Origin of the sequence: Streptomyces yangpuensis, from assembly GCF_024666385.1 — a bacterium.
Classification (GTDB): Bacteria; Actinomycetota; Actinomycetes; order Streptomycetales; family Streptomycetaceae; genus Streptomyces; species Streptomyces yangpuensis.
Map to the genome: position 1 here is coordinate 3,234,870 of NZ_CP102514.1, position 23,998 is coordinate 3,258,867.

General features: G+C 72.6%; 22 protein-coding genes. 7 read left to right on the plus strand and 15 right to left on the minus strand.

Features of this window, described 5'->3' with window-relative positions:
* Positions 1–6: 6 nt before the first annotated feature.
* From NRK68_RS14655 to NRK68_RS14670, 4 genes are all read right to left on the minus strand, one after another.
* Positions 7–657, minus strand: coding sequence for a hypothetical protein (locus tag NRK68_RS14655; protein WP_257855952.1), 651 nt, complete (start codon positions 655–657; stop codon positions 7–9).
* 142 nt (positions 658–799) lie between these two features.
* Positions 800–1,294 carry a peptidylprolyl isomerase gene (locus tag NRK68_RS14660; RefSeq protein WP_046778776.1) on the minus strand — a complete coding sequence of 165 codons (495 nt, stop codon included), beginning with the start codon at positions 1,292–1,294 and terminating at the stop codon, positions 800–802.
* Positions 1,295–1,360: 66 nt separating this feature from the next.
* Positions 1,361–3,772, minus strand: a complete 2,412-nt coding sequence (gene afsK / locus NRK68_RS14665; protein ID WP_183067816.1) for a protein serine/threonine kinase AfsK — start codon at positions 3,770–3,772, stop codon at positions 1,361–1,363.
* 193 nt (positions 3,773–3,965) lie between these two features.
* Entirely contained in the window at positions 3,966–4,760 is a 795-nt protein-coding gene (locus NRK68_RS14670) for a VOC family protein (protein ID WP_183067817.1), read from the minus strand.
* A 330-nt stretch (positions 4,761–5,090) separates the two neighbouring features.
* Here NRK68_RS14670 and NRK68_RS14675 point away from each other — a divergent pair, with 330 nt between their 5' ends.
* Positions 5,091–5,738 carry a TetR family transcriptional regulator gene (locus NRK68_RS14675; RefSeq protein WP_030031188.1) on the plus strand — a complete coding sequence of 216 codons (648 nt, stop codon included), beginning with the start codon at positions 5,091–5,093 and terminating at the stop codon, positions 5,736–5,738.
* A 66-nt stretch (positions 5,739–5,804) separates the two neighbouring features.
* Here NRK68_RS14675 and NRK68_RS14680 read toward each other — a convergent pair whose 3' ends face one another.
* Together NRK68_RS14680 and NRK68_RS14685 are read right to left on the minus strand one after the other, a co-directional pair.
* Entirely contained in the window at positions 5,805–6,287 is a 483-nt protein-coding gene (locus tag NRK68_RS14680) for a nitroreductase family deazaflavin-dependent oxidoreductase (RefSeq protein WP_183067818.1), read from the minus strand.
* Positions 6,287–7,639 (minus strand): acyl-CoA dehydrogenase family protein, encoded by a 1,353-nt coding sequence (locus NRK68_RS14685; RefSeq protein ID WP_183067819.1) that lies wholly within the window; start codon positions 7,637–7,639, stop codon positions 6,287–6,289. Before NRK68_RS14685 ends, NRK68_RS14680 begins: the two co-directional genes overlap by 1 nt.
* 289 nt (positions 7,640–7,928) lie before the next feature.
* Here NRK68_RS14685 and NRK68_RS14690 point away from each other — a divergent pair, with 289 nt between their 5' ends.
* A complete protein-coding gene (locus NRK68_RS14690; protein ID WP_257855953.1) occupies positions 7,929–9,116 on the plus strand; it encodes a thiolase C-terminal domain-containing protein in 1,188 nt (395 codons plus the stop codon).
* A 1,529-nt stretch (positions 9,117–10,645) separates the two neighbouring features.
* Here the strand turns inward: NRK68_RS14690 and NRK68_RS14695 are convergent.
* Positions 10,646–10,852: a DUF4287 domain-containing protein gene (locus NRK68_RS14695; RefSeq protein ID WP_183067821.1), complete on the minus strand. Its 207-nt coding sequence runs from the start codon at positions 10,850–10,852 to the stop codon at positions 10,646–10,648.
* Between the two features lie 169 nt (positions 10,853–11,021).
* On the opposite strand from NRK68_RS14695, the gene NRK68_RS14700 reads away from it, so the two are divergent.
* Positions 11,022–11,741: a pyridoxine/pyridoxamine 5'-phosphate oxidase gene (locus tag NRK68_RS14700; RefSeq protein ID WP_257855954.1), complete on the plus strand. Its 720-nt coding sequence runs from the start codon at positions 11,022–11,024 to the stop codon at positions 11,739–11,741.
* Positions 11,742–11,902: 161 nt separating this feature from the next.
* Here the strand turns inward: NRK68_RS14700 and NRK68_RS14705 are convergent, their stop codons facing one another.
* Together NRK68_RS14705 and NRK68_RS14710 are read right to left on the minus strand one after the other, a co-directional pair.
* Complete coding sequence (locus NRK68_RS14705) at positions 11,903–12,328, minus strand: Zn-ribbon domain-containing OB-fold protein (RefSeq protein ID WP_183067823.1); 426 nt, start codon at positions 12,326–12,328, stop codon at positions 11,903–11,905.
* Positions 12,325–12,777, minus strand: coding sequence for a DoxX family membrane protein (locus NRK68_RS14710; protein ID WP_257855955.1), 453 nt, complete (start codon positions 12,775–12,777; stop codon positions 12,325–12,327). Before NRK68_RS14710 ends, NRK68_RS14705 begins: the two co-directional genes overlap by 4 nt.
* 282 nt (positions 12,778–13,059) lie before the next feature.
* Here NRK68_RS14710 and NRK68_RS14715 point away from each other — a divergent pair, with 282 nt between their 5' ends.
* Entirely contained in the window at positions 13,060–14,280 is a 1,221-nt protein-coding gene (locus tag NRK68_RS14715) for a flavin-containing monooxygenase (protein ID WP_183067825.1), read from the plus strand.
* Between the two features lie 66 nt (positions 14,281–14,346).
* On the opposite strand, the gene NRK68_RS14720 is transcribed toward NRK68_RS14715, so the two are convergent.
* The 3 genes from NRK68_RS14720 to NRK68_RS14730 form a co-directional block, all read right to left on the minus strand.
* The gene (locus NRK68_RS14720) at positions 14,347–14,895 is read right to left on the minus strand and encodes a hypothetical protein (protein ID WP_257855956.1); all 549 of its coding nucleotides are present in this window, start codon (positions 14,893–14,895) and stop codon (positions 14,347–14,349) included.
* A gap of 439 nt (positions 14,896–15,334) precedes the next feature.
* Positions 15,335–15,739, minus strand: coding sequence for a hypothetical protein (locus NRK68_RS14725; protein ID WP_183067827.1), 405 nt, complete (start codon positions 15,737–15,739; stop codon positions 15,335–15,337).
* Positions 15,740–15,766: 27 nt separating this feature from the next.
* Complete coding sequence (locus NRK68_RS14730; RefSeq protein WP_183067828.1) at positions 15,767–16,303, minus strand: hypothetical protein; 537 nt, start codon at positions 16,301–16,303, stop codon at positions 15,767–15,769.
* Positions 16,304–16,732: 429 nt separating this feature from the next.
* On the opposite strand from NRK68_RS14730, the gene NRK68_RS14735 reads away from it, so the two are divergent.
* Together NRK68_RS14735 and NRK68_RS14740 are read left to right on the plus strand one after the other, a co-directional pair.
* On the plus strand, positions 16,733–18,967 hold the full coding sequence (locus tag NRK68_RS14735; RefSeq protein ID WP_183067829.1) for an acetate--CoA ligase family protein: 2,235 nt from the start codon (positions 16,733–16,735) through the stop codon (positions 18,965–18,967).
* A gap of 137 nt (positions 18,968–19,104) precedes the next feature.
* Positions 19,105–19,908, plus strand: a complete 804-nt coding sequence (locus NRK68_RS14740; protein ID WP_183067830.1) for an enoyl-CoA hydratase/isomerase family protein — start codon at positions 19,105–19,107, stop codon at positions 19,906–19,908.
* Between the two features lie 39 nt (positions 19,909–19,947).
* Here the strand turns inward: NRK68_RS14740 and NRK68_RS14745 are convergent, their stop codons facing one another.
* Positions 19,948–20,742, minus strand: coding sequence for a VOC family protein (locus NRK68_RS14745; RefSeq protein WP_183067831.1), 795 nt, complete (start codon positions 20,740–20,742; stop codon positions 19,948–19,950).
* Positions 20,743–20,975: 233 nt separating this feature from the next.
* Between NRK68_RS14745 and NRK68_RS14750 the strand changes: the two genes are divergently transcribed.
* Positions 20,976–21,593: a flavin reductase family protein gene (locus NRK68_RS14750; protein ID WP_183067974.1), complete on the plus strand. Its 618-nt coding sequence runs from the start codon at positions 20,976–20,978 to the stop codon at positions 21,591–21,593.
* 134 nt (positions 21,594–21,727) lie between these two features.
* On the opposite strand, the gene NRK68_RS14755 is transcribed toward NRK68_RS14750, so the two are convergent.
* Entirely contained in the window at positions 21,728–22,795 is a 1,068-nt protein-coding gene (locus NRK68_RS14755; protein ID WP_183067832.1) for a Zn-dependent alcohol dehydrogenase, read from the minus strand.
* Positions 22,792–23,991: an acyl-CoA dehydrogenase family protein gene (locus NRK68_RS14760; RefSeq protein WP_183067833.1), complete on the minus strand. Its 1,200-nt coding sequence runs from the start codon at positions 23,989–23,991 to the stop codon at positions 22,792–22,794. The genes NRK68_RS14755 and NRK68_RS14760 overlap by 4 nt, the downstream gene beginning before the upstream one ends.
* Positions 23,992–23,998 lie beyond the last annotated feature (7 nt).

A 23,998-nucleotide genomic window follows, 5' to 3' on the forward strand; every position in this document is an offset into this window, starting at 1 on the left:
CTCCCGTCAGCGGGACTTGCGGGGCTTGCTCGCGCCGGGCTTCGGCGTGCCCGTGTCCGCACCCGTGCTCGGGCCCGTTCCGCTGTTCGTGGAACCGCCGGAGGTGGAACCGGGGGCGGGGGTGCGCGTGGCGGCCGGGCCCGAGCCGCGGGTGACGGGCTCGCCGAGCCGGCAGCGCGTGACGTCCGCGGCACGCGAGGGGTCGCCGAGGGGCACGTCGACCGTGCGGGTCTCGCGGGCCCCCAGATCCGCCTGGACGACCTTGGACTCGACGGCGGAGCCCGCGGCGCCCTCCCGGCGGAGCTCGACCTCGACGGTGGCCCTGCGGTCGAGCAGCGAGGTGAACCGGAGCGTGGTGACGGGTCTGCCGGGACCGGTGCAGGTGACCACGACGACGGTGGCCGGATCGCCGCCGGGGCTCGCGGAGGCGGTGGGCGAGACGGAGGCCGTGCTGCCGTTCCCGCCGCTGTGGCTCTTCTTCTTGCTCTTGGAGCTGGAGCAGCCGCCGCCGCTGCCCTTGCTGCCGCTCTTGCTCTTTCCGCCGCCCCCGCCGCCACCGCCCCCGCCGCCCCCGCCACCCGACGACGCGAAACCCGTCAGTGCGAACACCACGGCCACCAGCACCGCGGTGAACCTGATCCGACGTCCAGCCACCATGGCCCGAACCCCTCCCCCTCGGACAAACGGCGGGTCACGCTACCAGGCGGGCGGGCCCGGATACTGCGGCGGCCCCGGAAACGGCGGCGGCCCCGGCCCCCTTGAGGGGGCGGGGCCGACCGGCCGGGCAGGCGGGTGGGGATCAGGCCTCGACGACGCCGGAGGCCGCGATCTCGATCTTGCCCTTCGGGGCGCCGGACTGGGAGCCCAGGGCCTCGATCTGGTCGACGAGGGCCTGGCCCTCGACGACCTCGCCGAAGACGACGTGCTTGCCGTCGAGCCACGGGGTGACGACCGTGGTGATGAAGAACTGCGAGCCGTTGGTGTTGCGGCCGGCGTTCGCCATCGACAGCAGGTACGGGCGGTCGTGCTTCAGCTGGAAGTTCTCGTCCTCGAACTTCTCGCCGTAGATGGACTTGCCGCCGGTGCCGTTGTGGTTGGTGAAGTCACCACCCTGGAGCATGAACTGCGGGATGACGCGGTGGAAGCCCGAGCCGGCGTAACCGTAACCGTTCTGGCCGGTGGCCAGCTCGCGGAAGTTGCGCGCGGTCTTCGGGACGACGTCGTCGTACAGCTTGAAGACGATGCGGCCGGCGGAGGCGCCGTTGATGTTGATGTCGAAGTAGACGTTGCTCATGGGGTCCATCCTGTCACTCCCGGTGCGGTGCGCTACCCGGCGGGGCCGGACCCGGCCCCGGCCGGGTCACCCGCTCGTACGGGTGCCCGTGCCCTTCGCCGCGTCCAGGGCGTACACGCAGCGGTCCTTGCTGCACGCGTACACCACGCCCGCCTCCGCGACCGGGGCGCCCGTGATCTCGCCGCCCGTGGCCAGCTTCCAGCGGAGCTGCCCGCCCGCCGCGTCCAGCGTGTACAGGCAGTGGTCGGCCGACCCGAAGTGCACCCGGCCGTCCGCGACCGCCGGCAGGCCCGTGATCTCGCCGCCCGCCGCGAACCGCCACTTCGGGGTGCCGGTGACCGCGTCGAGCGTGTAGAGCGCGCTGCCCGCCCCCAGGTGGACGTTGCCGCCCACCACCAGCACCGGGTCGGAGGACTGCCGCGACTCCGTCGCGATGCGCCAGCGGTCCTGGCCGGTGGCCGCGTCGAGGGCGTAGACGGTGCCCAGGTAGTCGGCGAGGTAGACCCCGCCGCCCGTGACCGCCGCACCCGGCGCGAAGGCCGGCGGGGCCAGGAAGACCGCGGGGGCCTCGAAGTGCCAGCGGACCCGGCCCGACGCCCGGTCCACCGAGATCACCCGGGTGCCGGCCGCGACGTACACGTTGCCGTCCGCGGCGGGCGTGACCCGCACCGGCACGTTCCCGCAGGAGCCGGCGTCACCGATCGGGTACGACCAGGACTCGCGGCCGCTGCGGGCGTCCAGGGCGCGCAGCCGCGCGTCCTGCCACACGTACACCGTGCCCTCGTGGAGGACGGGGGCCGCCTCCGGGGTCTCGAAGTCGCTCTGCGCGCCCGTCAGCTCCCACAGCTTCTGGCCGCTGGACGCCTCCCAGGCCTGTACGCCGCCGCCGCGCGTGGCGGTGACGACGGTGCCCCGCTCGGCGCGCAGCGCGTACACCCAGGCGTCGGTGGACAGCCGCCACCGCTCGGAGCCGTCGGAGCCGTCGAGCGCGTACAGGGACGGCCCGTCCGAGGCGTGGATCCGGCCGTCGGCGACCGCCATGGACCAGGCGACGTCACGCGTCTTGAACTGGCGGCGGCCGCTGGCCACGTCCAGCGCGTGCACCTCGAAGGAGGTCACGTACAGCAGGTTGCCCGCGACGGTCGGGGTGCCCCAGACCTCGTTCGACATGCGGAAGCGCCACGGCCGCCAGCGGCCGCTGTCCGGGGCCGCGCCGGGACCCGGAACGGACGGGGCGGCCGGTCCGGTGGCATGGGCGGGCGCGGAGCCGTCGGGCGGACGGACCCAGCCGGTCGCCGAGTCCGCGGCGGAGGCGTGCGCGGCCGACGCCGCGGCCGTCGCGAACGGGCCGGGCCCGATCGGCACGGGCGAGCCGCCCAGGCGCACGGGCTCGCCCGACGGCACCGGGGACCGCGGCGGGTGGTGCGGGCGCTGCGGCACGGCCTGGCCGGTGCGCGGGTCCACCCAGCCCTCGGCGCCGCGCGGCCGGCGGTGCGTCGCCTGCTCCGACAGCGGCCCGCGGGCCGCGCCGCCGCCACCGCGGCCGTCACGGCCGGGCACGGGCACGGCCGCGGCGGGCGTACGGTTCCCCGCGCGCCGGGCCTCGATCATCGCGACGGCCCGGCCCGGCAGCCACGCCGAGGCGGTGCCGCTGTCGTCGCCGCCGTCGAACAGGTGCGGGGCCAGCTGCGCCTGCAGGTCGGCCGGGGTGGGGCGCAGCGAGGCGTCCATCTGCATGCAGGACTCGATCAGGGGCCGCAGCTCCTCGGGGAGCCCCTCCAGGTTCGGTCCCTCGCGCAGCAGCATGAAGACCGTCTCGACCGGGTTCGCCCCGTGGTACGGGGGGTGCCCGGTCGCCGCGAAGACCAGGGTGGAGCCGAGCGAGAAGACATCGCTGGCGCCCTTGACGCTGCGGGAGTCCTTCGCCTGCTCGGGCGACATGTAGGCGGGGGTGCCGACGGCGACGTTCGTCATGGTCAGGCGGGTGTTCGAGACACCGCTCGCGATACCGAAGTCGATCACGCGCGGGCCGTCCTCGACCACGAGCACGTTCGACGGCTTCAGGTCGCGGTGGACGAGACCGGCTCCGTGGATGGACTGCAGGGCCTCGGCGATGCCGGCGGCGAGCCACCGTACGGCCTGGGCGGGCATCGGCCCGCACTCGTTGACGATCTCCTCCAGGGAGGGCGCCGGCACGTACGCGGTGGCCAGCCACGGCACGGCGGCCCGCGGGTCGGCGTCGACCACGGCCGCCGTGTAGAAGCCGGACACCGCACGCGCCGCCTCCACCTCGCGGGTGAAGCGGACGCGGAAGAGCTGGTCCTCGGCGAGCTCGGTGCGCACCGTCTTGATCGCGACCCGCCGTCCGGACGCGGACCGCGCGAGATAGACCAGCCCCATGCCGCCGGCGCCGAGCCGTCCCAGCACCTCGAAGGGGCCGATCCGTCTCGGGTCGTGCTGCGTCAGCTGCTCCACCACTCGCCTCCACACCTCCCCGTACGGGCCACTCACCGGGCCCGCTCCCACCGGCACGGGGCCGAGCCCCGTGCAGCGTCTCATCCCGGGGCGCAGCCCGGGTCGCGCAACCCCGATTCTGTCAGGCCCGGGGCGGGTCCGGCCCCGGCACGGCGAGCAGCGCGGTGTGATCTGCCCGGCGATCGGTTCCCGGCGGCTACCCGGCCGCCTCGGTGCGGGGCTCCGAGAGCAGTCCGAAGACCGCCCCCTGATTGTCCGCGACGACCGCGATCCGGCCGTAGGGGGTGTCGAAGGGGTCCGCGGTGACCCGGCCGCCGAGCCGCTGGGCGGTCGCCACGGACTGGTCGCAGTCCGGGACGGCGAAGTAGACGAGGAAGTGCGCCGGCATGATCTCCGGGAAGGCGTCCGTGATCAGGCTGCGGCCCAGGACGGCGGTGTCGGTGCCGGGGGCCTTGCCGGGCGGCGACCAGATGCGGTACTCGACGCCGGCGTCGTCCTGGTCCTGCGGGACGTAGCCGAAGACCTTGGCGTAGAAGACGTCCACGGCGTCGCGGGCCCGGGTGTAGACCTCGCTCCAGCAGTACGTGTACGGCTCCTGCTGGGCCTCGAAGCCGTGGTGGGTGCCCGGCTGCCACAGCCCGAAGACGGCTCCGCCGGGGTCGGCGGCCATCGCCGCGGTGCCGTACGGGCCGACCGGCATCGGGTCCATCACCATCTGGCCGCCTGCGGCGCGGATGCGCTGGGCGCAGGCGTGGGCGTCGGTGGTGTAGAGGTAGACGCCCCATACCGTGGGCATCCGGCCGTCGGGCTTGGGGGCGAGGGCGGCGACGTTGCGGCCCCGACTGTAGGCCTGCGTGTAGTGGCCGTACTGGGCGCCCGCGCTGTCGGCGAAGGTCCAGCCGAAGAGCTCGCCGTAGAACCGCTTGCCCGCCTCGACGTCCGGAAGCGAGGCGTCCACCCAGCAGGGTGCGCCTTCCACGAATGCGGCCATGGGCCCGGTTCCTTCCGTTCTGCGGGGGTGTGTGACCTCCCACCTCTCTCAGCCATGGTCCGCCCGAAAACTTGTCCACAGCCTGTTGATAAGACTATTCGGGGGAAACCTCGCGGAACCGGGCGACACGCCCGGACCGTGACCACCCGGCGACTACGGGGCGACCACGGTGCGGCTACGCGGCGGCCACGGGGCGGCTACGGGGCGCATCCGGCCGGAAATCCCCCTCCGCTTTCGCCCGGAACGGCCTCCCGCCCAGGCCAGGGACCCCGTAACCCCATTTGCAGGCGGCCGAATAGCGCGCCGATCACCCCTCGGTAAGCTGACGGCATGACAGGACAAGTACGCACCGTCGACGGGCGTGTCGCCGGCCGGCGCGGCCAGGCGACGCGGCAGAAGCTGCTCGACTGCCTCAGCGAGATGCTCAGCTCCTCGCCGTACCGCGACGTCAAGGTGATCGACGTCGCCCGCAAGGCCGGCACCTCCCCCGCGACCTTCTACCAGTACTTCCCGGACGTCGAGGGCGCCGTCCTGGAGATCGCCGAGCAGATGGCCACCGAGGGCGCGCAGTTGACGTCGCTCGTCGAGGGCCGGACCTGGGTCGGCAAGTCCGGATGGTCCGCCGCCGAGGAACTCGTGGACGGCTTCCTGGAGTTCTGGCGTCGCAACGACGCGATCCTGCGCGTGGTCGACCTCGGCGCGGCCGAGGGCGACAAGCGGTTCTACAAGATCCGCATGAAGATCCTGAACTCGGTCACCAACTCCCTCACGGAGTCGGTGAAGGAGCTCCAGGCCAAGGGCAAGGTCGACAAGGACGTCAGCCCCGCCGCGATGGCCGGTTCGCTGGTCGCGATGCTGGCCGCGGTCGCCTCGCACCAGAAGGGCTTCCAGACCTGGGGCGTCAAGCAGGCCGAGCTCAAGCCGAACCTGGCCCTGCTCGTCCACCTCGGCATCACGGGCAAGAAGCCGACCAGGTAACGGCGGACCCACTCCGGGTCCGCCGCCCCCGGCCGGCTCCGCGCCGGCGCCACGACCCGCCCGGGATCAGCGACGCTCCAGGCGGAACAGCCGGATCTCACGCTCGATGCGCGCCTGGTACGTCGCGTACGGCGGCCAGAAACCCAGCACCGCCCGCCACGCCTCCGCGCGCTCCTCACCCGCCAGCAGCCGGGCCCGTACGGCTATGTCCTCGCCTTGCCAACTCACTTGCGCGTCCGGGTGCTTGAGCAGGTTCCCGGTCCATGCCGGATGCCCGGGGCGGCCGAAGTTGGACCCGATCAGGATCCAGCTCCTCCCGCCGTCCTCCGGCATGCACGCGAGCGGCGTGGTGCGCGGTTCGCCGGTCCGGGCTCCCTTCGCGGTGAGGATCACTCCCGGCAGCATCCGCGCGCTCAGCAGGACCTTGCCGCGGGTGAGCCGGTGCACCGCCTTGTCCATGGCGGGGATGAAGTGCGGTGCGATCTTGGCGAACAGCATGGTCGAGGAGACCTTCTGCATCAGCTTGACGCCGGGAGCCACGCGAGCCATCAGACGGCCACCTTCTCGGGTGCGGGCGGGGACGCGGCAGCAGCCGCGGCGGTGGATGCGGACGCGGGTGCGGCGGGCGCGCCGGGCGCGCCGGGTGTGGGCGTGGCCGTGGCGGAGGCCGACGCGGGTGCGGGTGCGGGTGCGGGCGCGGGCGTGAACAGGCCCGCACGGTCCGCGGCGTGCGCCCGCAGCCGGTGCACCGGGCCGAACAGCAGCTCGTCCGAGGCCGCCCGCTTGAAGTAGAGGTGCGCGTCGTGCTCCCAGGTGAAGCCGATGCCGCCGTGCAGCTGGATCGCCTCCCCCGCCGTCATCCGCAGCGCCTCCAGGGCCTGGGCGAGCGCGAGGCCGCCCTGGCCCGGGTCCCAGGCGGCGTAGTAGGCCGCGGAACGGGCCGCCTGCACCTGTACGTACAGGTCGGCGAGCCGGTGCTTGACCGCCTGGAAGGAGCCGATCGCCCGGCCGAACTGCTCCCGCTGACGGACGTACTCCACGGTGCGCGCGAGCGCCTGGTCCGCCGCCCCGACCGCCTCGGCGGCGAGTACGGCGGAGGCGGTACGTCCGGTGGCGGCGAGGGCCGCCGGCACGCCGGCCTCCCGCCCCCGCTCACCGGCCTCCGCACCCGGATCCTCACCGGGATCTCCGAGCAACTCGGCAGGCACGTCGCGCAGTTGGATGCGGGCCTGCGGGCGGGTCTCGTCGAGCACGGTCTGCCGCGACCGTACGAGACCGGGCGCGTCCTCCCGTACGAGGAACAGCAGCGTACGGCTGCGCGCGAACCCGCCGGTGTGCGCGGGAACCAGTAAGAGGGGGGCGCTGTGCCCGTCGAGCACCTGGGCGGCCTCCCCGTACAGGCGCCAGCCGTCTCCGGCCGGGTCGGGCCGGGCCTGGATCCCGCCGGCCCGGCCGCCACCGGACCACTGGCCCGTCGCGTCCTCGCCGGTCAGCGCGAGGGCGGTGGCGAGCGCCGGACCGGGGACGGCGAGGGCGGCGGTCAGCCCGCCCGACGCCAGCGGCGGGAGCAGCGCGGAGCGCTGGGCCTCGGTGCCGAGGGCCGCGATCAGGGGCGCGCACAGCACGGCGGTCGCCAGCAGCGGCGAGGGCAGCAGCGCGCGCCCGGTCTCCTCGCAGGCCAGGGCCAGGTCGGCGGGGGTGCAGCCGACCCCGCCGTACTCCTCGGCCACGGCGATGCCCGGCAGCCCGAGCTGCCGGGAGAGCTGCTGCCACAGCTCGCGGTCGTGTCCGGCAGCGGTGCGGACCGCGGCCTTGACCTCGTCGGGACCGCAGCGTTTGCCCAGGATCTCGCGCAGGGTGCGCCGTATCCCGTCCTGCTCCGCGGTGAAGGCGGCATCCATCGTCGGGCTCCTCCCCGTTTCTGACGGGCCGTCATGTTAGGGCGGCGGACGACAGAAGCACAGGGGGTGAGGAGACCGGATTGCGGGGGCGGTCGCGCATGGGGCCTGGCCTTGGCGGGCCTGGCCCGGCGGGGGCCCTAGCCTTGCCGGACCTGGCCGGGCCGGGCCTCGCCGGGCCGGGGCCGGATCTGGCCGGGCCGGGCCTCGCCGGGCCGGGGCCGGATCTGGGCGGGCCGGGCCCGGCGGGGGGCCCTAGCATCTGACGACACGTCAGATGTACCGTCCTTGCATGCCTGGACTCACACCTGGAACCACCTCCCGCCGACGGGTCGCGGTGGTCGGCGTCGCCCTCTCGGACTGCGGCCGGGTGGACGGCCCCACCCCCTACGCCCTGCACGCACAGGCCGCCCGGCGCGCCCTGGCCGACTCCGGCCTCGACCGCTCCGCCATCGACGGCTTCGCCTCGGCCGGCCTGGGCACACTCGCACCGGTCGAGGTGGCCGAGTACCTCGGGCTGCGCCCCACCTGGGTCGACTCCACCTCCGTGGGCGGCTCGACCTGGGAGGTCATGGCCGCGCACGCGGCGGACGCGATCGCCGCGGGGCACGCCAACGCCGTCCTGCTGGTCTACGGCTCCACGGCGCGCGCCGACATCAAGGCCCGGCGCCGCACCTCGAACCTCTCCTTCGGGGCACGGGGACCGCTGCAGTTCGAGGTCCCGTACGGCCACACGCTGATCTCCAAGTACGCCATGGCGGCCCGCCGCCACATGCACCAGTACGGGACGACCCTGGAGCAGCTCGCCTCGGTCGCCGTACAGGCCCGCGCGAACGCGGCGACCAACCCGGACGCGATGTTCCGCGACCCGATCACCGTCGCGGACGTCCTGTCCGGCGAGATGATCGCCGACCCCTTCACGAAGCTGCACTGCTGCATCCGCTCGGACGGCGGCTGCGCGGTGCTCCTGGCGGCCGAGGACTACGTACCGGACACCGCGAAGGCGCCGGTGTGGATCCTGGGATCGGGCACCGCCGTGTCCCACACCACCATGTCCGAGTGGGAGGACTTCACCGTCTCCCCCGCCGCCGTCTCGGGCCGCATAGCCTTCGAACGGGCGGGCCTGACCCCCGCGGACGTGGACCTCGCCGAGATCTACGACGCCTTCACGTACATGACCCTGGTGACCCTGGAGGACCTCGGCTTCTGCCCGAAGGGCGAAGGCGGAGCCTTCGTGGAGAAGGGCCGCCTGCTGCGCGACGGAGAACTCCCAGTCAACACCGACGGAGGCGGCCTATCGGCCTGCCATCCCGGCATGCGGGGCCTGTTCCTGCTGGTGGAGGCGGTCCGCCAGCTCCGCGGCGAGGCAGGCCCGGGCCAGGTCACCAAGCCCGGCGGCCAGCTCCCCCAGGTAGCCCTGACCTCAGCCACAGGCGGCTGGTTCTGCTCCTCGGCCACGATCCTGCTGGGCCGGGGGTAGAGGAGCGGCAGGGGTCACGGGCCGGGGTGGCGTAGAAGCGGCGGTACGGCCGGGCGGGGGCACGAAGCGGGGCGGTGGCGCGAAGGCAAGGACTACGCGGGGCGGAAGCGGAAGGGCGCGGGGGCGGTGTGGGGGCGGGATCCACGCGGGCGGCATCAGAGCCGCGTATGGGGGTTTTCCGTCAGTCCCATCGTCTCTCCGTGTCGTGCCGGTCCGTCAAGGGCGCTCCTTCGTCGCGTCGCTTCGCGAGGGCCTTCGGCCCCCCTTGACCGACCGTCCCGCCCCGGAAATCCGAAAGACTGCCGGGAAACCCCCAAAGGAACGGGCCGGGGGCAGAAAGACACTTAGGGGCGGTGCCCTGCGCGGGCGAAGCCCGGAGCGCCCCAAATCGCTACGCGCTCCTGCCCGACGGCGTCTGCGAGCCCCTTGGGCTGGACATAGGCCGCCCACATTCGCTACGCGCTCCTCGAAGACGGCGAGTGCGAGTCCCTGTGGCTGGTCATAGGCCGCCACAAATCGCTACGCGCTCCGCGAAGATGGCGTCTGCGAGTCCCTGTGGCTGGTCACAGGCCGCCACAAATCGCTACCTGCTCCTGCCGGGAGGCGTCTGCGAGTCCCTGTGGCTGGTCATAGGCCGCCCCAATTCCCTACGCGCTTCACGGAGACGGCGTCTGCGGGCCCTTGGGGCTGGTCCTAAGCCGCCCACATTCGCTACGCGCTTCTCGATCGCGCGACTGCGAGTCTCTGTGGTCGGTCATGGGCCGCCATCGAGCGCTACACGCTCCTCCGAGACGGCGTCCGCCCCCGTCGGGGGTTGATCGGGGCGAATGAGAGGTCCGAAAGGTCGATCCATCGGCTCAGCCGAACTCAATCCCCGTCAGGGACGCCGTGAGATCCCGTCCACGCGCCCAGAGGGGGTAATTGGGGCATACTGACGCCTCCTTGAGGCGCCCACCCTCCCAGGCCCGGATTGGCTTCGTCTCAGGCGTCATTTGCCGCTTTTCCAGTGCCCGACAGCCCGCAGGCGCCGTCCCTGGGAGGCCATTCCGGCCTCTGCGGCCTATGACCGGCCCCAGACGGTCTGCGGACGCGTGATCGAGAAGCGCGTAGCGATCGATGGCGGCCTATGACCAGCCACAGGGACTCGCACTCGCCGTCTTCGAGGAGCGCGTAGCGAATGTGGGCGGCCTATGTCCAGCCCAAGGGGCTCGCAGACGCCTTTCGAGAGGAGCGCGTAGCGATTGGTGGCGCTCCGGGCTTCGCCCGCGCAGCGCACCGCCTCGTCTGTCTCCTTCTGTCCCGGCCCGTTCCTTTGGGGGTTTCCCGGCAGTCTTTCGGATTTGCGGGGCGGGACGGTCGGTCAAGGGTGGAGCGCAGCGACATCGCGAAGCGACGCGACGAAGGAGCGCCCTTGACGGACCGGCACGACACGGAGAGACGATGGGACTGACGGAAAACCCCCATACCGTCACTGATGCCGCCCGCGTGGATCCCGCCCCCGTCCCGCCACCGCACCGCCCCGCCTGTTTCTACTTCCGTTCCGCCAGGGTGTCGGCCACCAGGGCGTTCGCGTGGCCGTGGCCCAGGCCGTGTTCCGTCTTGAGCCAGGCGACGAGTTCCATGTGCTTCGTCAGCGGCGAGGTCCTGATGAGGTCCTTCCACTCCGCGATCGGCCGCCCGTACTTCTTCTCGATCGAAGGGAAGTAGCTGGCGGGGCCCTTCACGGTGTCGGTCATGGTGAGTCTCCTTCGTTGCGATGCCGTCGTAAGGAAGACCGTCGAGGAAATGCAAACTGAGCGGATCGCCCGCGTGACCCGCATCACACCACCGTCCCGCTGCGCCCAGCCTCTCGGCCGTCAGGCCGCCCGGCCGCCCGCCCCTCAGGCCGCGCTTAGCCTGGGCGTCATGAGCAGCGAGGGCCGTGAAGGCACCGAAGGCACTGACGGCAGCGAGAGCAGCGGGATCGGCGACGAGGAGTTCCATGGCGTCCTGCACGCCCTGCGCGTGTGGGACTCCCCGCTCCCCGGGTTCGACACGGAGGCGGCTCCCGGCGATCCGGTGACGCTGTTCCGGGAGTGGTTCGTGCACGCCGCGCGGGCCGGGCAGCCGGAGCCGCACACGATGAGCCTGGCCACGGCGGACGGCGAGGGGCGGCCCGACGTACGGACGCTGATGCTGCACGACGTCGACGGGCGGGGCTGGCACTTCGCCTCGCACGCCACGAGCGCCAAGGGCGTACAGCTGGCCGCGCGGCCGGAGGCGGCGCTCGGCTTCTACTGGCCGTCGGTGGGCCGGCAGGTCCGGGTACGGGGCACGGTCACCGCCTGCGGGCCGGAGGAGAGCCGGGCGGACCTGGCGGTCCGGTCGCGCGGTGCGCTCGCGGCCGCGCTCACGGGGCGGCAGAGCGAGGTGCTGGATTCGGTGGAGGAACTGGCGCGGGCTTCGGCGGCCGCCTGGGAGCGGGCCGGGTCGGAGCCGGACGCGCCGGCTCCGACCTGGACGCGGTACGTACTGGCCCCCGCCGAGGTGGAGTTCTTCCAGGGGGACGCCGCCCGCAGGCACGGCCGCCTGCGCTACCGGCGCACCGACAGCGGCTCCTGGGTCCGCGAGCTGCTCTGGCCCTGATCCGACCCTGGCGCGGTCGCCGAGGCGCCGGCACCGACGAGCCGCCGGCCGGGCCCGCAGTTCGGGCCGACGCCAGCCCCCGGGCCGGCACGCCAAGCCCCGACCCCCCGGGCCGGCACGCAAAGCCCCGGCCCCCCGGGCCGGGGCGCCAAGCCCTGGGCTCAGCCCTGCGGCTCAGGTCGGAAGACCGCTACCCACACGCCTTCCGCGGCTTCGCGGAAGGTGACCTTCAGCGGCATGCCGATGCGCAGGGCGGCCGCCTCGCAGTCCACCACCTCGGTCATCATCCGCGGACCTTCGGCCAGGTCGACGACGGCCGCCGTGTAGGGGACGCGCGTACCGAACGGCGGGAGGTCGTTGCGGTGGATCACCGACCACGTGTACAGGGTGGCCCGGCCGCTCGCGGTCTCCCAGGTCACCCGGTCCTCGCCGGCCCAGCAGTGGGGGCAGAACTCGCGCGGGTAGTGGTGTGCCCGTCCGCAGGCGCCGCACCGGCGCAGCAGGAGCCGGCCCTGCGCCGCGGCGTCCCAGTAGGGGCGGGTGAAGTCGTCGGCCTCGGGGAGGTCGTGGCGCACGGTGCCGCTCAAAGGAACAGTCCGATCGCCGCGTCGAGGGACCAGGTCTGCCAGGACATGGCGAGGAGCGCGACGAGGGAGATGAGCGCCATCATCGCGTTCTGCCCCTGCTCGGCCCAGTCGTGGATCATCAGCACCAGGTAGAAGAGGTTCAGGAGGAGTCCGCCGATCAGGGCGACCGGGGTCAGGAAGCCGGAGACCAGGCCCAGCCCGAGGGCGAGTTCCGCGTAGACGACGACGTACGCCATCACCTTCGGCCGCGGGGCGACGACCTGCTGGAAGCCGCTCCTGACGAAGGTCCAGCGGTGCTTGTTCGCGACGTCGGCGGCCCAGGCGATGCCGGTGCCGCGTTCGAACCAGCCCTTCTTGTCCTTGTGCCGCCAGCTCTCCAGCCACCACAGGCCGAGGCCTATCCGGAGCACGGCGAGCCATTCGGCCCCACTGAGCCAGACGGTCTGCATCGGCAGCCCCCACTCCCCTCACCACTGATCTGACGGTACGTCAGTTCAGCGGATGCGGAGCGATCCCGCAAGGCCGCGGAGCGATCCCGCAGGACCCCGGCCGCCCCGGGTCCGCTCACGGTCCACCCACGGGTCCGCTCACGGTCCACCCACGGGTCCGCCTCCGGTCCGCCCCCGCTCCGCCTGCGGCCCGCCCCCGCGACCACCACCGTGACCGATCCGCAATCGATTCCCTCCTTGTCCGAGACCCATCAACCCAGCGTGGCGATACGATCACACCTCATGCCCGCAGTCCCCGCACCCGCAGTCGACATGACCACCCAGCCCCGCCCCGTGTACGTCATCGGGGCCGGCCCCGGCGGCCTCGCCGCGGCCGCCGCGCTGCGCGCCCGCGGGGTCCGCGCCGTGGTCGTCGAGAAGTCCGACGCCGTCGGCGCGTCCTGGCGGCGCCACTACGACCGGCTGCACCTGCACACCACGCGCCGGCTGTCCGCCCTCCCGGGCCTGGCGATGCCCCGCCGGTTCGGACGCTGGGTGTCCCGCGACAACGTCGTGCGCTACCTGGAGAAGTACGCCGAGTTCCACGAGCTGGAACTCGTCACCGGCGTCGAGGTGACCCGGATCGAGCCCGGGCCCGAGGACGAGGGCGGCTGGACCCTGCACGCCAGCGGCGGCCGGGTGCTGTCCGCCGCGGCCGTCGTCGTCGCGACCGGCTTCAACCACACGCCCAGGCTGCCCGACTGGCCGGGCCTGGAGTCGTACGCCGGCCGGCTGCTGCACGCCGCCGACTACCGCAACCCCCGTCCGTACGCCGGTCAGGACGTCCTTGTCGTCGGCGTCGGCAACACCGGCGCCGAGATAGCCGCCGACCTCGCCGAGGGCGGCGCGGCCCGGGTACGCCTCGCCGTGCGCACCGCCCCGCACATCATGCGCCGCTCCACGGCCGGCTGGCCCGCCCAGCGCAGCGGGATCCTCGTCCGCCGGCTGCCGGTGCGGCTCGTGGACCGGCTGGGCGCGCTCGTGGCCCGGGCCTCGGTCCCGGACCTGTCGGCGTACGGACTCCCGCGCCCCGCCACCGGCCTGTACAGCCGGGTCAAGGAGGGCGCGATCCCGGTCCAGGACGTGGGCCTGGTCGCCGCGGTGCGCGCCGGGAAGGTGGAGCCGGTGGCGGCCGTGGCCTCCTTCGACGGTGCGGAGGTGGTGCTCGCGGACGGCTCGCGCATCACCCCGGACGCGGTGATCGCGGCCACCGGCTACCACCGCCGGCTGGAGGGGCTGGTCGGGCACCTCGGGGTGCTGGACGAGCGCGGCCGCCCCCGCACGCACGGCGCCCGCACCCCGGCGGAGGCCCGCGGCCTGTACTTCACCGGCTTCACCAACCCCATCAGCGGCATGTTCCGCGAGATGGCCCTGGACGCGGAGAAGATCGCCAAGGCGGTTTCGCGCAGGCTCGGAACATCCCCCGTACCGGCTGACACGCACCCAGGCATGCCGCGGCAGTAGTACTGGTCACCCCTCGCCAGGGGCGGCCCGGCCGCGACGGCCGTCGCCCCTGGTGGTGGGGTTCCCTCACCGCCTGAGCAGCCGCTCGATCGCTCGCTGAGCGACGTTGATCGAGCTGCGGATGTCGGCAATTCGCGCGCCCTGCCGCCGGGAGCGTTCCAGCGCCTCGATCACCGACCTGCTGTCGGAGAGCTTCTTCGTGAGCTTCTTGGCGCACTCCGCACTCAGCGCGGTCTTCTCGTACGCCTCGATGGCTGCGGCAACCGGCCCGAACGGGACCTCAGGAAAACGCATTTCGGCCTGCCTGACCCCCACCATCAGGCTCTTCAGCCCACGAAGGTCGTCCTTGGTCGCCGTGATCTCCTCAAGCCCGCCGAGGACGACTGCGATTTCATCGAGGAGCCTGTAATCCTCCGCCAGTTGAGCGAACCGCCTGTCGCGGCGGCGATGGACGACCGTGAAGTAGACCGAGACAGCGAGGGTGACGGCCGCCAGGAGAGCTGCCCAGGTGAAGGAGCCGCTGAAGCCGGAGGTGGCCGAGAAGGTGGCCTGAATCCCATCCCAGCCATAGGGGCATCCGGCGTTTTGCCGCGCCGTCGAAGAGAGAGAAGGCATAATTAAGGCTGTCCTAACCGAGAACTAGGGAGGATCGCGCCGGCAGGTCCTGGACAGATCATCCGGCGTGGATCAAAGGTTCTCCGTGCACTGCTGACACGGTGCACGTCGCAACTGCGGCCTCGGGCTCCACCAAGCCTGGGGCCGTGGTTGCTTCAGGGCCGCCGGGTCCCGTCGGGTGGGGGCATCGAAAGCAAGCGGCGGCGTACGTACGCACGTACGGCCGATGCAGTCGCCTTTCGCTCCATGACGAAACACGAATGTGCGGGATTTGCAGAGAAATTGTCAGTCGGCCCGCACATCATGGACTGTGAGGAAAATCGGGACATCGGCTCTTCCTTGCTCTTGTGTCATACCGAACAGCATTTGGGGGACGGGCCGTAGCCGCTCAGCGTCTTCCATGGGCTCGCGATCCCGGAAGCGCTGGGCGGTCCCTCCGCTAGTCGGCGGGGTGCCTGGGAATCAGCCGCGCGAGGAAGCGGTGCCGACGCCGCCAGCCGGGGTTGTCGTGGACGATCGAGATCCGGACGTCGTTCGTGGCCGAATACAGCGTTGCCGACACCACCCCGACCTGGAGAGCCATAGCGGTGGACACTCCCCAGAGGACCAGCATCGCGCAGGTCACGGCGCCGAGAACCGTCATGGCGGACACCGACACCAGTTTCTCCGGCACCTTGGCCAGCGTGACGCGCGTGCGCGCCCTGGCAGCGCTGCGCCCTTCACAGCAGGCCCGTTCAACGGAGTCCGCGTAGGCCCTGATGTACGCCTCCGGGTCCGTCGAGTGTGTACGGCGCTTCTCCACAGCTTCCTCCTTGAAGTTGTTGGTCTCGCAGGTACTGGTCATCGCATCCTTCGTCTCTGACGTTGTTGCTCACGTACCGGATTGCTTCGGGATGTCGCCTCCCAGGAACCACTTCATGGCCTTCACGTCGATGCCGTCATCACGCATCTTCTTCCAGCTGTTGCTCACGTGTGCCTTGAGCCCGTCCGTGGTGATCCCCATGACGCCGGCGATCTCCGCCCGAGGCCCTCGGATCACGCACGCCATATGAAAGGACTCCTTCTCGCGCTGCGTCAGCCGCCCCGTATCGACGTACTCCAAGCCCGCGATGATCGCGCACTCTTTCTCGGTCCGGTTCCAGCCGACCGGGAGATCGATACCGAGCTGCTCCTGGAGCATCGGGGCGAGCAGGGGGTGCAGTGGCTCCAGGTGGAAGGTGAAGGGCTTCCTCCGGTCCGAGAGGATCTTCTTCCGGTGACCGCGCGCCGCCCGCATCGATTTGCCGCAGAACTTCCGCCAGTCCGATCCGTACCGGCGGGCGCCCGACGCGTAGTACGCGACGGTCTCGTCCGTCACCCACAGCGGGACGTCCCACACCGGGGCACCCTGGAGGTATACGTTGCGCACGAGTTCGAATACACACTTCCCGTCCGGCAGTTGAGAGTGATTACTGAAGCTCACGGAGCCTCCGGGACGTCCGGGGTGAGATGAAATCTGTCTTACGCCGAACGTACTCACAGGGGGCTCGCGGGGGTTTAGGAAGCGCCCCCGCCCCGGACCGGCATACGCACCCACCCCGAACCGACGCACACACGCCGCCCCCGACCGGCGCGCACACCCGTACCGGACTGGCGCGCGGGCCGGCTCACGCCCTCAGGGACCGCGGCCGGAAGTGCACTCTGGACCCGCTCCGCGGGCATCTGCCACCGTTCACCACATCACCTCCACCAGCTTTCCTGCGCAGCCCTGTTCCTGACGGCATGTCAGTTCAGTAATCTGACAGCACGTCAGTTATTGAGGTCCATCGAGGTTCATCGAGCAGGAGCGGGCGGAACGATGCTTGGATCTACTCACGGCACCCTCACCACCGACTTCCGCGCACGGGTCGAGGCCTGCGGGGAGACCCCCAGGACGGCCGTCCATTCCTCGGCGGCCCCCTCCGCCGACGACGCGATCCCCGTGGACGTCAGCGGACGGCCGCTGCACGCCGACGTACCCGACCTGGACCGGTTCTTCCGGCCCGAGTCCGTCGCCGTCATCGGCGCCTCCGACGCCGACGGCAGGCCCAACACCGGCATCACCCGCCAGCTCATCGCCTGGGCGGAACGCGTCGGCGCCCGGATCCACCCCGTGCACCCCACCCGTGCCACCGTCTTCGGGCTGGCCTGCCACGCCTCCGTCGCCGACCTGCCCGAGCAGGTGGACCTCGCCGTCCTGCTGGTCTCCGATCCGCTGCCCGTCATCGAGGAACTCGCCGACACCAAGGTGAAGTTCGCGGTCGCCTTCGCCTCCGGCTTCGCCGAGACCGGCGACGCCGGGGCCGCCGCCCAGGAACGCCTCGCCGCTGCGGTCGAGCGCTCCGGACTGCGCCTGCTGGGCCCGAACACCAACCTCAACGCCTTCGAGGAGTTCCGCGACGACCTCGACGGGCCGGCGATCGCCCTGATCACCCAGTCCGGCCACCAGGGCCGGCCCGTCTACACCCTCCAGGAACTGGGCATCCGGCTGTCCCACTGGGCGCCCACCGGCAACGAGGCCGACCTGGAGACCTCCGACTTCATCTCCTACTTCGCCGAGCAGCCCGAGGTCGGCGCCATCGCCTGCTACGTCGAGGGCCTCAAGGACGGCCGGTCCTTCCTGCTGGCCGCCGACCGGGCCGCCCGCAACGGTGTCCCCGTCGTCGCCGTCAAGGTCGGCCGCACCGAGACCGGCGCCCGCATGGCCGCCTCCCACACCGGGAAGCTGACCGGCGCCGACACCGTCGTGGACGCCGCCATGCGCCAGTTCGGCGTGATCCGCGTCGACGGCCTGGACGAGCTCCAGGACACGGCCGCCCTCCTCGCCCGGGCCCGCAGGCCCCGGGCCGACGGCGTCGTCGTGTACTCCATCTCCGGCGGCACCGGCGCCCACTTCTCCGACCTGGCCACCGAGGCCGGCCTGACCCTGCCCACCCTCTCGCAGGCCAAGCAGGACGAACTCCACCAGTGGATCCCGCCGTACCTGAACGTCGCCAACCCCGTCGACAACGGCGGCCACCCCGTCGGCGACTGGCGCGGCCGGAAGATCATCGACGCGATCCTCGCCGACCCTGAAGTGGGCGTCCTCATCTGCCCCATCACCGGCCCCTTCCCCCCGATGAGTGACCGGCTCGCCCAGGACCTGGCCGACGCCGCCGAGCGGACCGACAAGCTGATCTGCGTGATCTGGGGCTCCCCCGTCGGCACCGAGGACGCCTACCGCACCACCCTCCTCGGCTCCTCCCGCGTGGCCACCTTCCGTACCTTCGGCAACTGCATCACCGCCGTACGCGCCTACCTCGGCCACCACCGCTTCACCACCGGCTACCGCTCCCCCTTCGACGACGCGCCGCGCACGCCGTCGCCCTCGTACCGCAAGGCGCAGGCCCTCATGCGGCCGGGACAGCAACTCAGCGAGCACGCCGCGAAGCAGCTCCTGCGCGCCTACGGCATACGGGTGCCGCGCGAGCAGCTGGTGACGAGCGCGGCCGCGGCCGTGCGCGCGGCCGGGCTGGTCGGCTATCCGGTGGTGATGAAGGCGTCCGGCCCTCAGCTCGGCCACAAGACCGAACTCGGCCTGGTGAAGATCGGCCTGACCTCCGCGAGCCAGATCCGCGACGCCTACCGGGAGCTGACCGACATCGCACGCTACGAGAACGTCCCGCTCGACGGGATCCTGGTCTGCCAGATGGTGGAACGGGGCGTGGAGATGGTCGTCGGGGTCACCCAGGACGACCTCTTCGGCCCGACCGTCACCGTCGGGCTGGGCGGTGTCCTCGTCGAGGTCCTCCACGACGCGGCGGTCCGCGTCCCGCCGTTCGGCGAGGACCAGGCCCGCGCGATGCTCACGGAACTGCGCGGCCACGCCCTCCTGGAGGGCGTCCGGGGCGCACCCCCGGCCGACGTGGACGCGCTGGTGGAGGTCATCCTGCGGATCCAGCGCATGGCGCTGGAGTTCGGCGGCCAACTCTCCGAGCTGGACATCAACCCCCTGATGGTCCTTCCCCGGGGCCAGGGCGCGGTAGCCCTGGACGCCCTGGCCATCTGCCGCTGACGGCGCCCGCCGCCGCCTCCGTAGCGGGGCCGGAAAAGCCGGCCCCGCCGGCGCTTCGAGGCGCGGGGGCCCGGGGCTGCGCCCCCGCAACGGCGCCGCACCCACCCACCCTGACCGTCCCGAACGGGAGTCCACGCATGGCCACCGCCCCCGAGGACACCGTCCTCCACCGCCTTGAGAACAACGTCTCGTGGATCACCCTCAACCGCCCCGAGGCGATGAACGCCGTCACCTGGGCGCAGCGCGAACGCGTCATCGCCCTGCTCGACGACGCCTCCGCCGACCCCGCCGTCCGCGCGGTCGTCGTCACCGCCACGGGCAAGGGCTTCTGCGCGGGCGCCGATCTGCGCGGCGGCCCCGCCACCGGCGGGGACCGCGTCGCCGGGGACGTGGCGCGCATGATCCGCCTCGGCGCGCAGCGCCTGATCACGGCGGTCCTGGATTGCGAGAAGCCGGTGATCGCCGCCGTCAACGGCACGGCCGCCGGCATCGGTGCGCACCTCGCCCTCGCCTGCGACCTCGTGATCGCCGCCGAGGGGGCCCGCCTCATCGAGGTGTTCGTGCGCCGCGGCCTGGTCCCGGACGGGGGCGGCGCGTACCTCCTGCCCCGGCTGGTCGGCCCGCAGAAGGCGAAGGAGCTGATGTTCTTCGGCGACGCCGTCCCGGCGGCCGAGGCGGCCCGGCTCGGCCTGGTCAACAAGGTGGTGGCGGCCGAGGAGCTGCAGGCCGCCGCCCGGGAGTGGGCCGAGCGGCTCGCCCAGGGTCCCACCCGGGCCCTCGCCATGACGAAGCAGCTGGTCAACGCCTCCCTGGACGGGGGCCGGGCGGCGGCGCTGGCCGCCGAGGCCACCGCTCAGGAGATCAACATGACCACGGCCGACGCGCACGAGGGCGTGGCGAGTTTCGTGGAGCGCCGCACACCCAAGTACCTGGGCCGCTGACCGGCGCCGGTGCCCGGCACGGGCATGGCCGTCGGCGGGCTACATCTGCGGGTCGGGCTTCAGCAGCGCGAACACCGCGCCGAAGGGGTCCGCGAGCCAGCCGATGCGCCCGACGTCCGGTACGTCCGCGGCCGGCATGAGGACGGTCCCGCCGTTCTCGCGGGCTCTGGCGACGGTGGCGTCGACGTCCCCCACGTGGAAGTACGGCACCCAGCGCGCCTCCTCGCCCGCTCCCGCGCCCGCGCCGTCGCCGAGGGGTGCGACCCCGCCGAAGGAGGCGTCCTCCTGGTCGCCGTCGGCGGTGCTCAGGACCCGGTACGTCATGCCGGGCGTCTGCATCTCGGCGTGCCGCCATCCGAACAGCCCCGCGTAGAAGGCGATGTCGGCGACCGGGTCCGGTACGTGGAGTTCGGCCCACACCAGCGCGTTCTCCGCGGAGGCCACCTCGAATCCCTTGGTCTTGCCGGGCTGCCAGCAGGCGAACTCGGCGCCCTGCGGGTCGGTGAACTGGGCCAGCCATCCCTCGCCCATGACGTCCATGGGTTCCGTACGCACCTGACCGCCGCCGGCCCGGACGGCCTCGGCGGTGGCCCGGATGTCGGGGGTCATGAAGTGGTGCATCCAGGCCGACCGGGCGCCTTCCTCGGTGAGCGGTCCGAGGGCGGCGACGGTCTTGCCGTCCTGCCGGAAGAAGCCGTACCCGCCTGCCTCGGGTCCGGCGGAGGCGAACTCCCAGCCGAACACGGCGCCGTAGAACGCGGCGGCCGCGGCGGTGTCGGGACTGCCGAGGTCGAGCCAGTTGGGTGATCCGGTGCGGAAGTCGGTGCCGAGCATGGGCCCTCCTGGGGTACGGCGGCGGTACGGGGTCGCTGCCACGATGCCGAGCCTCCTCCCCCACCCCCTCCCACAGCCCCGCCCACCCAACCGGTTTCACCCGTGCGGGTGAACCTCGCACACCGGTCCGGCGCAGGGCAGCACCGCCGAAGCCCGTCCCCGAGGCCGTCCCCCACCCCTTCCAATCTGACGAACCGTCAGCTTCAATCGGAAGGGTGATGGGACATGCAGGGATGGCGGCCACCGTCGTCCGATACCTCAGGTCAGTCGGCTCCCCCACCTCCGCCGCGGCGCAGCGGGAGGCCGAGTCCGTCGACGCCCTGCCGCGTCCCGACCTGCGGGCCGTCGGCGACGACGAGCGGGCGCCGGTCAGTCCGGCCGAATTCCGCGCGGTGCTGGGGAACTTCGCCAGTGGGGTCACGGTCATCACCGCGCCCCCCGGCGAGGACGAGAACGGGCCGTCCGGCTTCGCCTGCCAGTCCTTCGCCTCGCTGTCCCTGGACCCTCCCCTGGTCACCTTCATGGTGGCCCGCACGTCGACCACCTGGCCGCGGATCGCCCGCGCCGGGGTGTTCTGCGTCAACATCCTGGGAGCCGATCAGGGCGGACTGTGCCGGTCCTTCGCCGTCAGCGGCGCCGACAAGTTCGCGGGGGTGACCCACACCCCGGCCCCCGTCACCGGGTCCCCGCAGCTCGACGCCGTACCCGCCTGGATCGACTGCCGGATCCACGCCGTCCACACCGGCGGGGACCACCTCATCGTCGTGGGCCGGGTCGTCGCCATGGGCGCGGCCGGGGAGGGCGACCCGCTCCTCTTCCACAAGGGCCGCTTCGGCCGCCTCGCCGACTGAAGGGGCCGCCGGACGACGACTGCCGGCCGGCCCGCAGGGGCCGGCCGGCAGTCGTCGTGCAGGGTGGCAGTCGTCCCGCGGCGGTCGTCGTGCGGGGCGGCAGTCGTCCCGCGGCAGTCGTCGTGCAGGGCGGATCAGAAGGTGAGCACCCCGCGCGCCACCCGCCCGTGGTGCGCGTCGTCGACGGCCTTCGCGAAGTCCTCGACCGGGTACACCTCCGTGACCAGCTCGTCCAGCAGCAGCCGGCCCTGCCGGTAGAGATCCGCGTACAGCGCGATGTCCCGCTGCGGGCGCGAGGATCCGTACCGGCAACCCATGATCGTCTTGTCGAGGTACATGGAGGAGACGAGGAAGGACGCCTCCTCCTTGAAGCCGGGCACGCCCAGCAGGACCGCCTGGCCGTGCCGGTCGAGCAGGTCGACGGCCTGACGGATCAGCCCGACGTTCCCCACGCACTCGAAGGCGTGGTCGGCGCCGGTCGGCAGGATCTCGCGCACCGCCGCCGGCACGTCGGCCACCTCGGACGCGTCGACGAAGTGCGTGGCCCCGAACTGGCGGGCCACCGCCTCCTTCGCCGGGTTCGCGTCCACCGCCACGATGGTCGCGGCCCCGGCGATCCGGGCACCCTGCAGGACGTTCAGCCCGATACCGCCGGTGCCGATGACGACGACCGTCTCGCCGTTGTCGACGCGGGCCCGGTTGAGCACCGCACCCACTCCGGTCAGGACGCCGCAGCCGATGAGCGCCGCCGACGTCAGCGGGATGCCGGCCGGGATCTTCACCGCCTGCACCGCCTTGACGATCGTCCGCTCCGCGAAGGCCGAGTTCGAGGCGAACTGGAAGAGCGGCTGCCCGCCCCGCGAGAACGGCTGCCCCGGCATCCCGATCGCCTTGCGGCACATCGTCGGCCGGCCCCGGTCGCAGTCCGCGCACGCCCCGCAGTTCGCCAGCGTCGACAGCGACACATGATCGCCGGGCACCACGTGCGTGACCCCCTCGCCGACGGCCTCCACCACCCCCGCGCCCTCGTGCCCCAGCACCACCGGCGGCGGGAACGGGATCGTCCCGTCCATCACCGACAGGTCGCTGTGGCACAGCCCGGCCGCACCGATCGCGACGAGCACCTCCCCCGGCCCCGGATCCCGGATCTCCAGGTCGTCGACCACCCGGGCCTGCTTGCCGTCGAACACGACGCCTCTCACCTGGACTCCTTAGGCAGGCCGAGCACCCGCTCGGCGATGATGTTGCGCTGGATCTCGTCCGAACCGCCGTAGATCGTGTCGGCGCGGGTGAACAGGAACAGGCGCTGCTCCTCGTCGAGTCCGTGCTCGTACGGGAGCCCGGGCGCCCAGGTGCCCGGCCCGGCCGCGGCCGCCGCACCCCGGACCTCCACCGCGAGCTCCCCGAGCCGCCGGTGCCAGCCGCCCCACAGCAGCTTGGCCACGCTCGGCGCGCCCGGATCGCCCTGCGCGCCCAGGGTCCGCAGCGCGTTCCACCGCATGGTCCGCAGCTCGGCCCACTGCCGTACGAGGCGGTCGCGGACCACCGGGTCGGCCGCGCCCGAAGCCGCGTACAGGCCCAGGACCCGCTCCAGCTCCGCCGCGAAACCGATCTGCTGGACCAGCGTGGAGACGCCCCGTTCCAGGGCGAGCAGGCCCATGGCCACCGTCCAGCCGTCGCCCTCCGCGCCGACGACCTCCGCCGCGACCGCCCCGTCGAAGAACACCTCGTTGAACTCCGAAGTCCCGGACATCTGCCGGATCGGCCGGACCTCCACGCGGCCGGGCTGGTCCATCCGCACGAGCAGGAAGGACAGCCCCCGGTGGCGTTTCGACCCCGGCTCGGTGCGGGCCAGGACGAAGCACCAGTCGGCCTCCCGGGCGAGGGAGGTCCAGATCTTCTGCCCGGTGACACGGAAGAGTCCGTCGGCGGGGTCGCGCACCGCGGCGGTGCGGATACCCGCGAGGTCGGAGCCGGCGCCCGGCTCGCTGTAGCCCTGGCACCACAGTTCCTCACCCCGTGCGACGGCCGGCAGGAAGCGGCGCTGCTGCTCCTGGCTGCCGTAGGCGATCAGGGTGGGCGCGAGGAGGTTCTCCCCGATGTGACCGACCCGGCCGGGGGCGCGCAGCGCCGCGTACTCCTCGGCCCACACCACCTGCCCGGTCAGCGACAGCCGCCGCTGCCCGTACACCCCGTCCGGTGCGTCCCAGCCCTGCCCGATCCAGCCGCCGCGGCCCAGCTCCCGCTCCCACTCGCGCCGGGCCTCGACCCCCTGGTGCTCGCTGCCCGGCCCGCCGAGGCCGACGGCGCGCGCGTACGGGCCCACGAGGTGCTCGGCCAGCCACGCCCGGGCGTGACCGCGCAGCTCCTCGTCCTCGGCCCCGAAACCGAAGTCCACGCCGCTC

Bases quoted from the DNA above. Each gene is read 5' to 3' on its own strand.
- NRK68_RS14655 (WP_257855952.1), bottom strand. From the start codon at position 657: ATGGTGGCTGGACGTCGGATCAGGTTCACCGCGGTGCTGGTGGCCGTG.
- NRK68_RS14660 (WP_046778776.1), bottom strand. From the start codon at position 1,294: ATGAGCAACGTCTACTTCGACATCAACATCAACGGCGCCTCCGCCGGC.
- NRK68_RS14670 (WP_183067817.1), bottom strand. From the start codon at position 4,760: ATGGCCGCATTCGTGGAAGGCGCACCCTGCTGGGTGGACGCCTCGCTT.
- NRK68_RS14675 (WP_030031188.1), top strand. From the start codon at position 5,091: ATGACAGGACAAGTACGCACCGTCGACGGGCGTGTCGCCGGCCGGCGC.
- NRK68_RS14680 (WP_183067818.1), bottom strand. From the start codon at position 6,287: ATGGCTCGCGTGGCTCCCGGCGTCAAGCTGATGCAGAAGGTCTCCTCG.
- NRK68_RS14685 (WP_183067819.1), bottom strand. From the start codon at position 7,639: ATGGATGCCGCCTTCACCGCGGAGCAGGACGGGATACGGCGCACCCTG.
- NRK68_RS14690 (WP_257855953.1), top strand. From the start codon at position 7,929: ATGCCTGGACTCACACCTGGAACCACCTCCCGCCGACGGGTCGCGGTG.
- NRK68_RS14695 (WP_183067821.1), bottom strand. From the start codon at position 10,852: ATGACCGACACCGTGAAGGGCCCCGCCAGCTACTTCCCTTCGATCGAG.
- NRK68_RS14700 (WP_257855954.1), top strand. From the start codon at position 11,022: ATGAGCAGCGAGGGCCGTGAAGGCACCGAAGGCACTGACGGCAGCGAG.
- NRK68_RS14710 (WP_257855955.1), bottom strand. From the start codon at position 12,777: ATGCAGACCGTCTGGCTCAGTGGGGCCGAATGGCTCGCCGTGCTCCGG.
- NRK68_RS14715 (WP_183067825.1), top strand. From the start codon at position 13,060: ATGCCCGCAGTCCCCGCACCCGCAGTCGACATGACCACCCAGCCCCGC.
- NRK68_RS14720 (WP_257855956.1), bottom strand. From the start codon at position 14,895: ATGCCTTCTCTCTCTTCGACGGCGCGGCAAAACGCCGGATGCCCCTAT.
- NRK68_RS14725 (WP_183067827.1), bottom strand. From the start codon at position 15,739: ATGACCAGTACCTGCGAGACCAACAACTTCAAGGAGGAAGCTGTGGAG.
- NRK68_RS14735 (WP_183067829.1), top strand. From the start codon at position 16,733: ATGCTTGGATCTACTCACGGCACCCTCACCACCGACTTCCGCGCACGG.
- NRK68_RS14740 (WP_183067830.1), top strand. From the start codon at position 19,105: ATGGCCACCGCCCCCGAGGACACCGTCCTCCACCGCCTTGAGAACAAC.
- NRK68_RS14745 (WP_183067831.1), bottom strand. From the start codon at position 20,742: ATGCTCGGCACCGACTTCCGCACCGGATCACCCAACTGGCTCGACCTC.
- NRK68_RS14750 (WP_183067974.1), top strand. From the start codon at position 20,976: ATGGCGGCCACCGTCGTCCGATACCTCAGGTCAGTCGGCTCCCCCACC.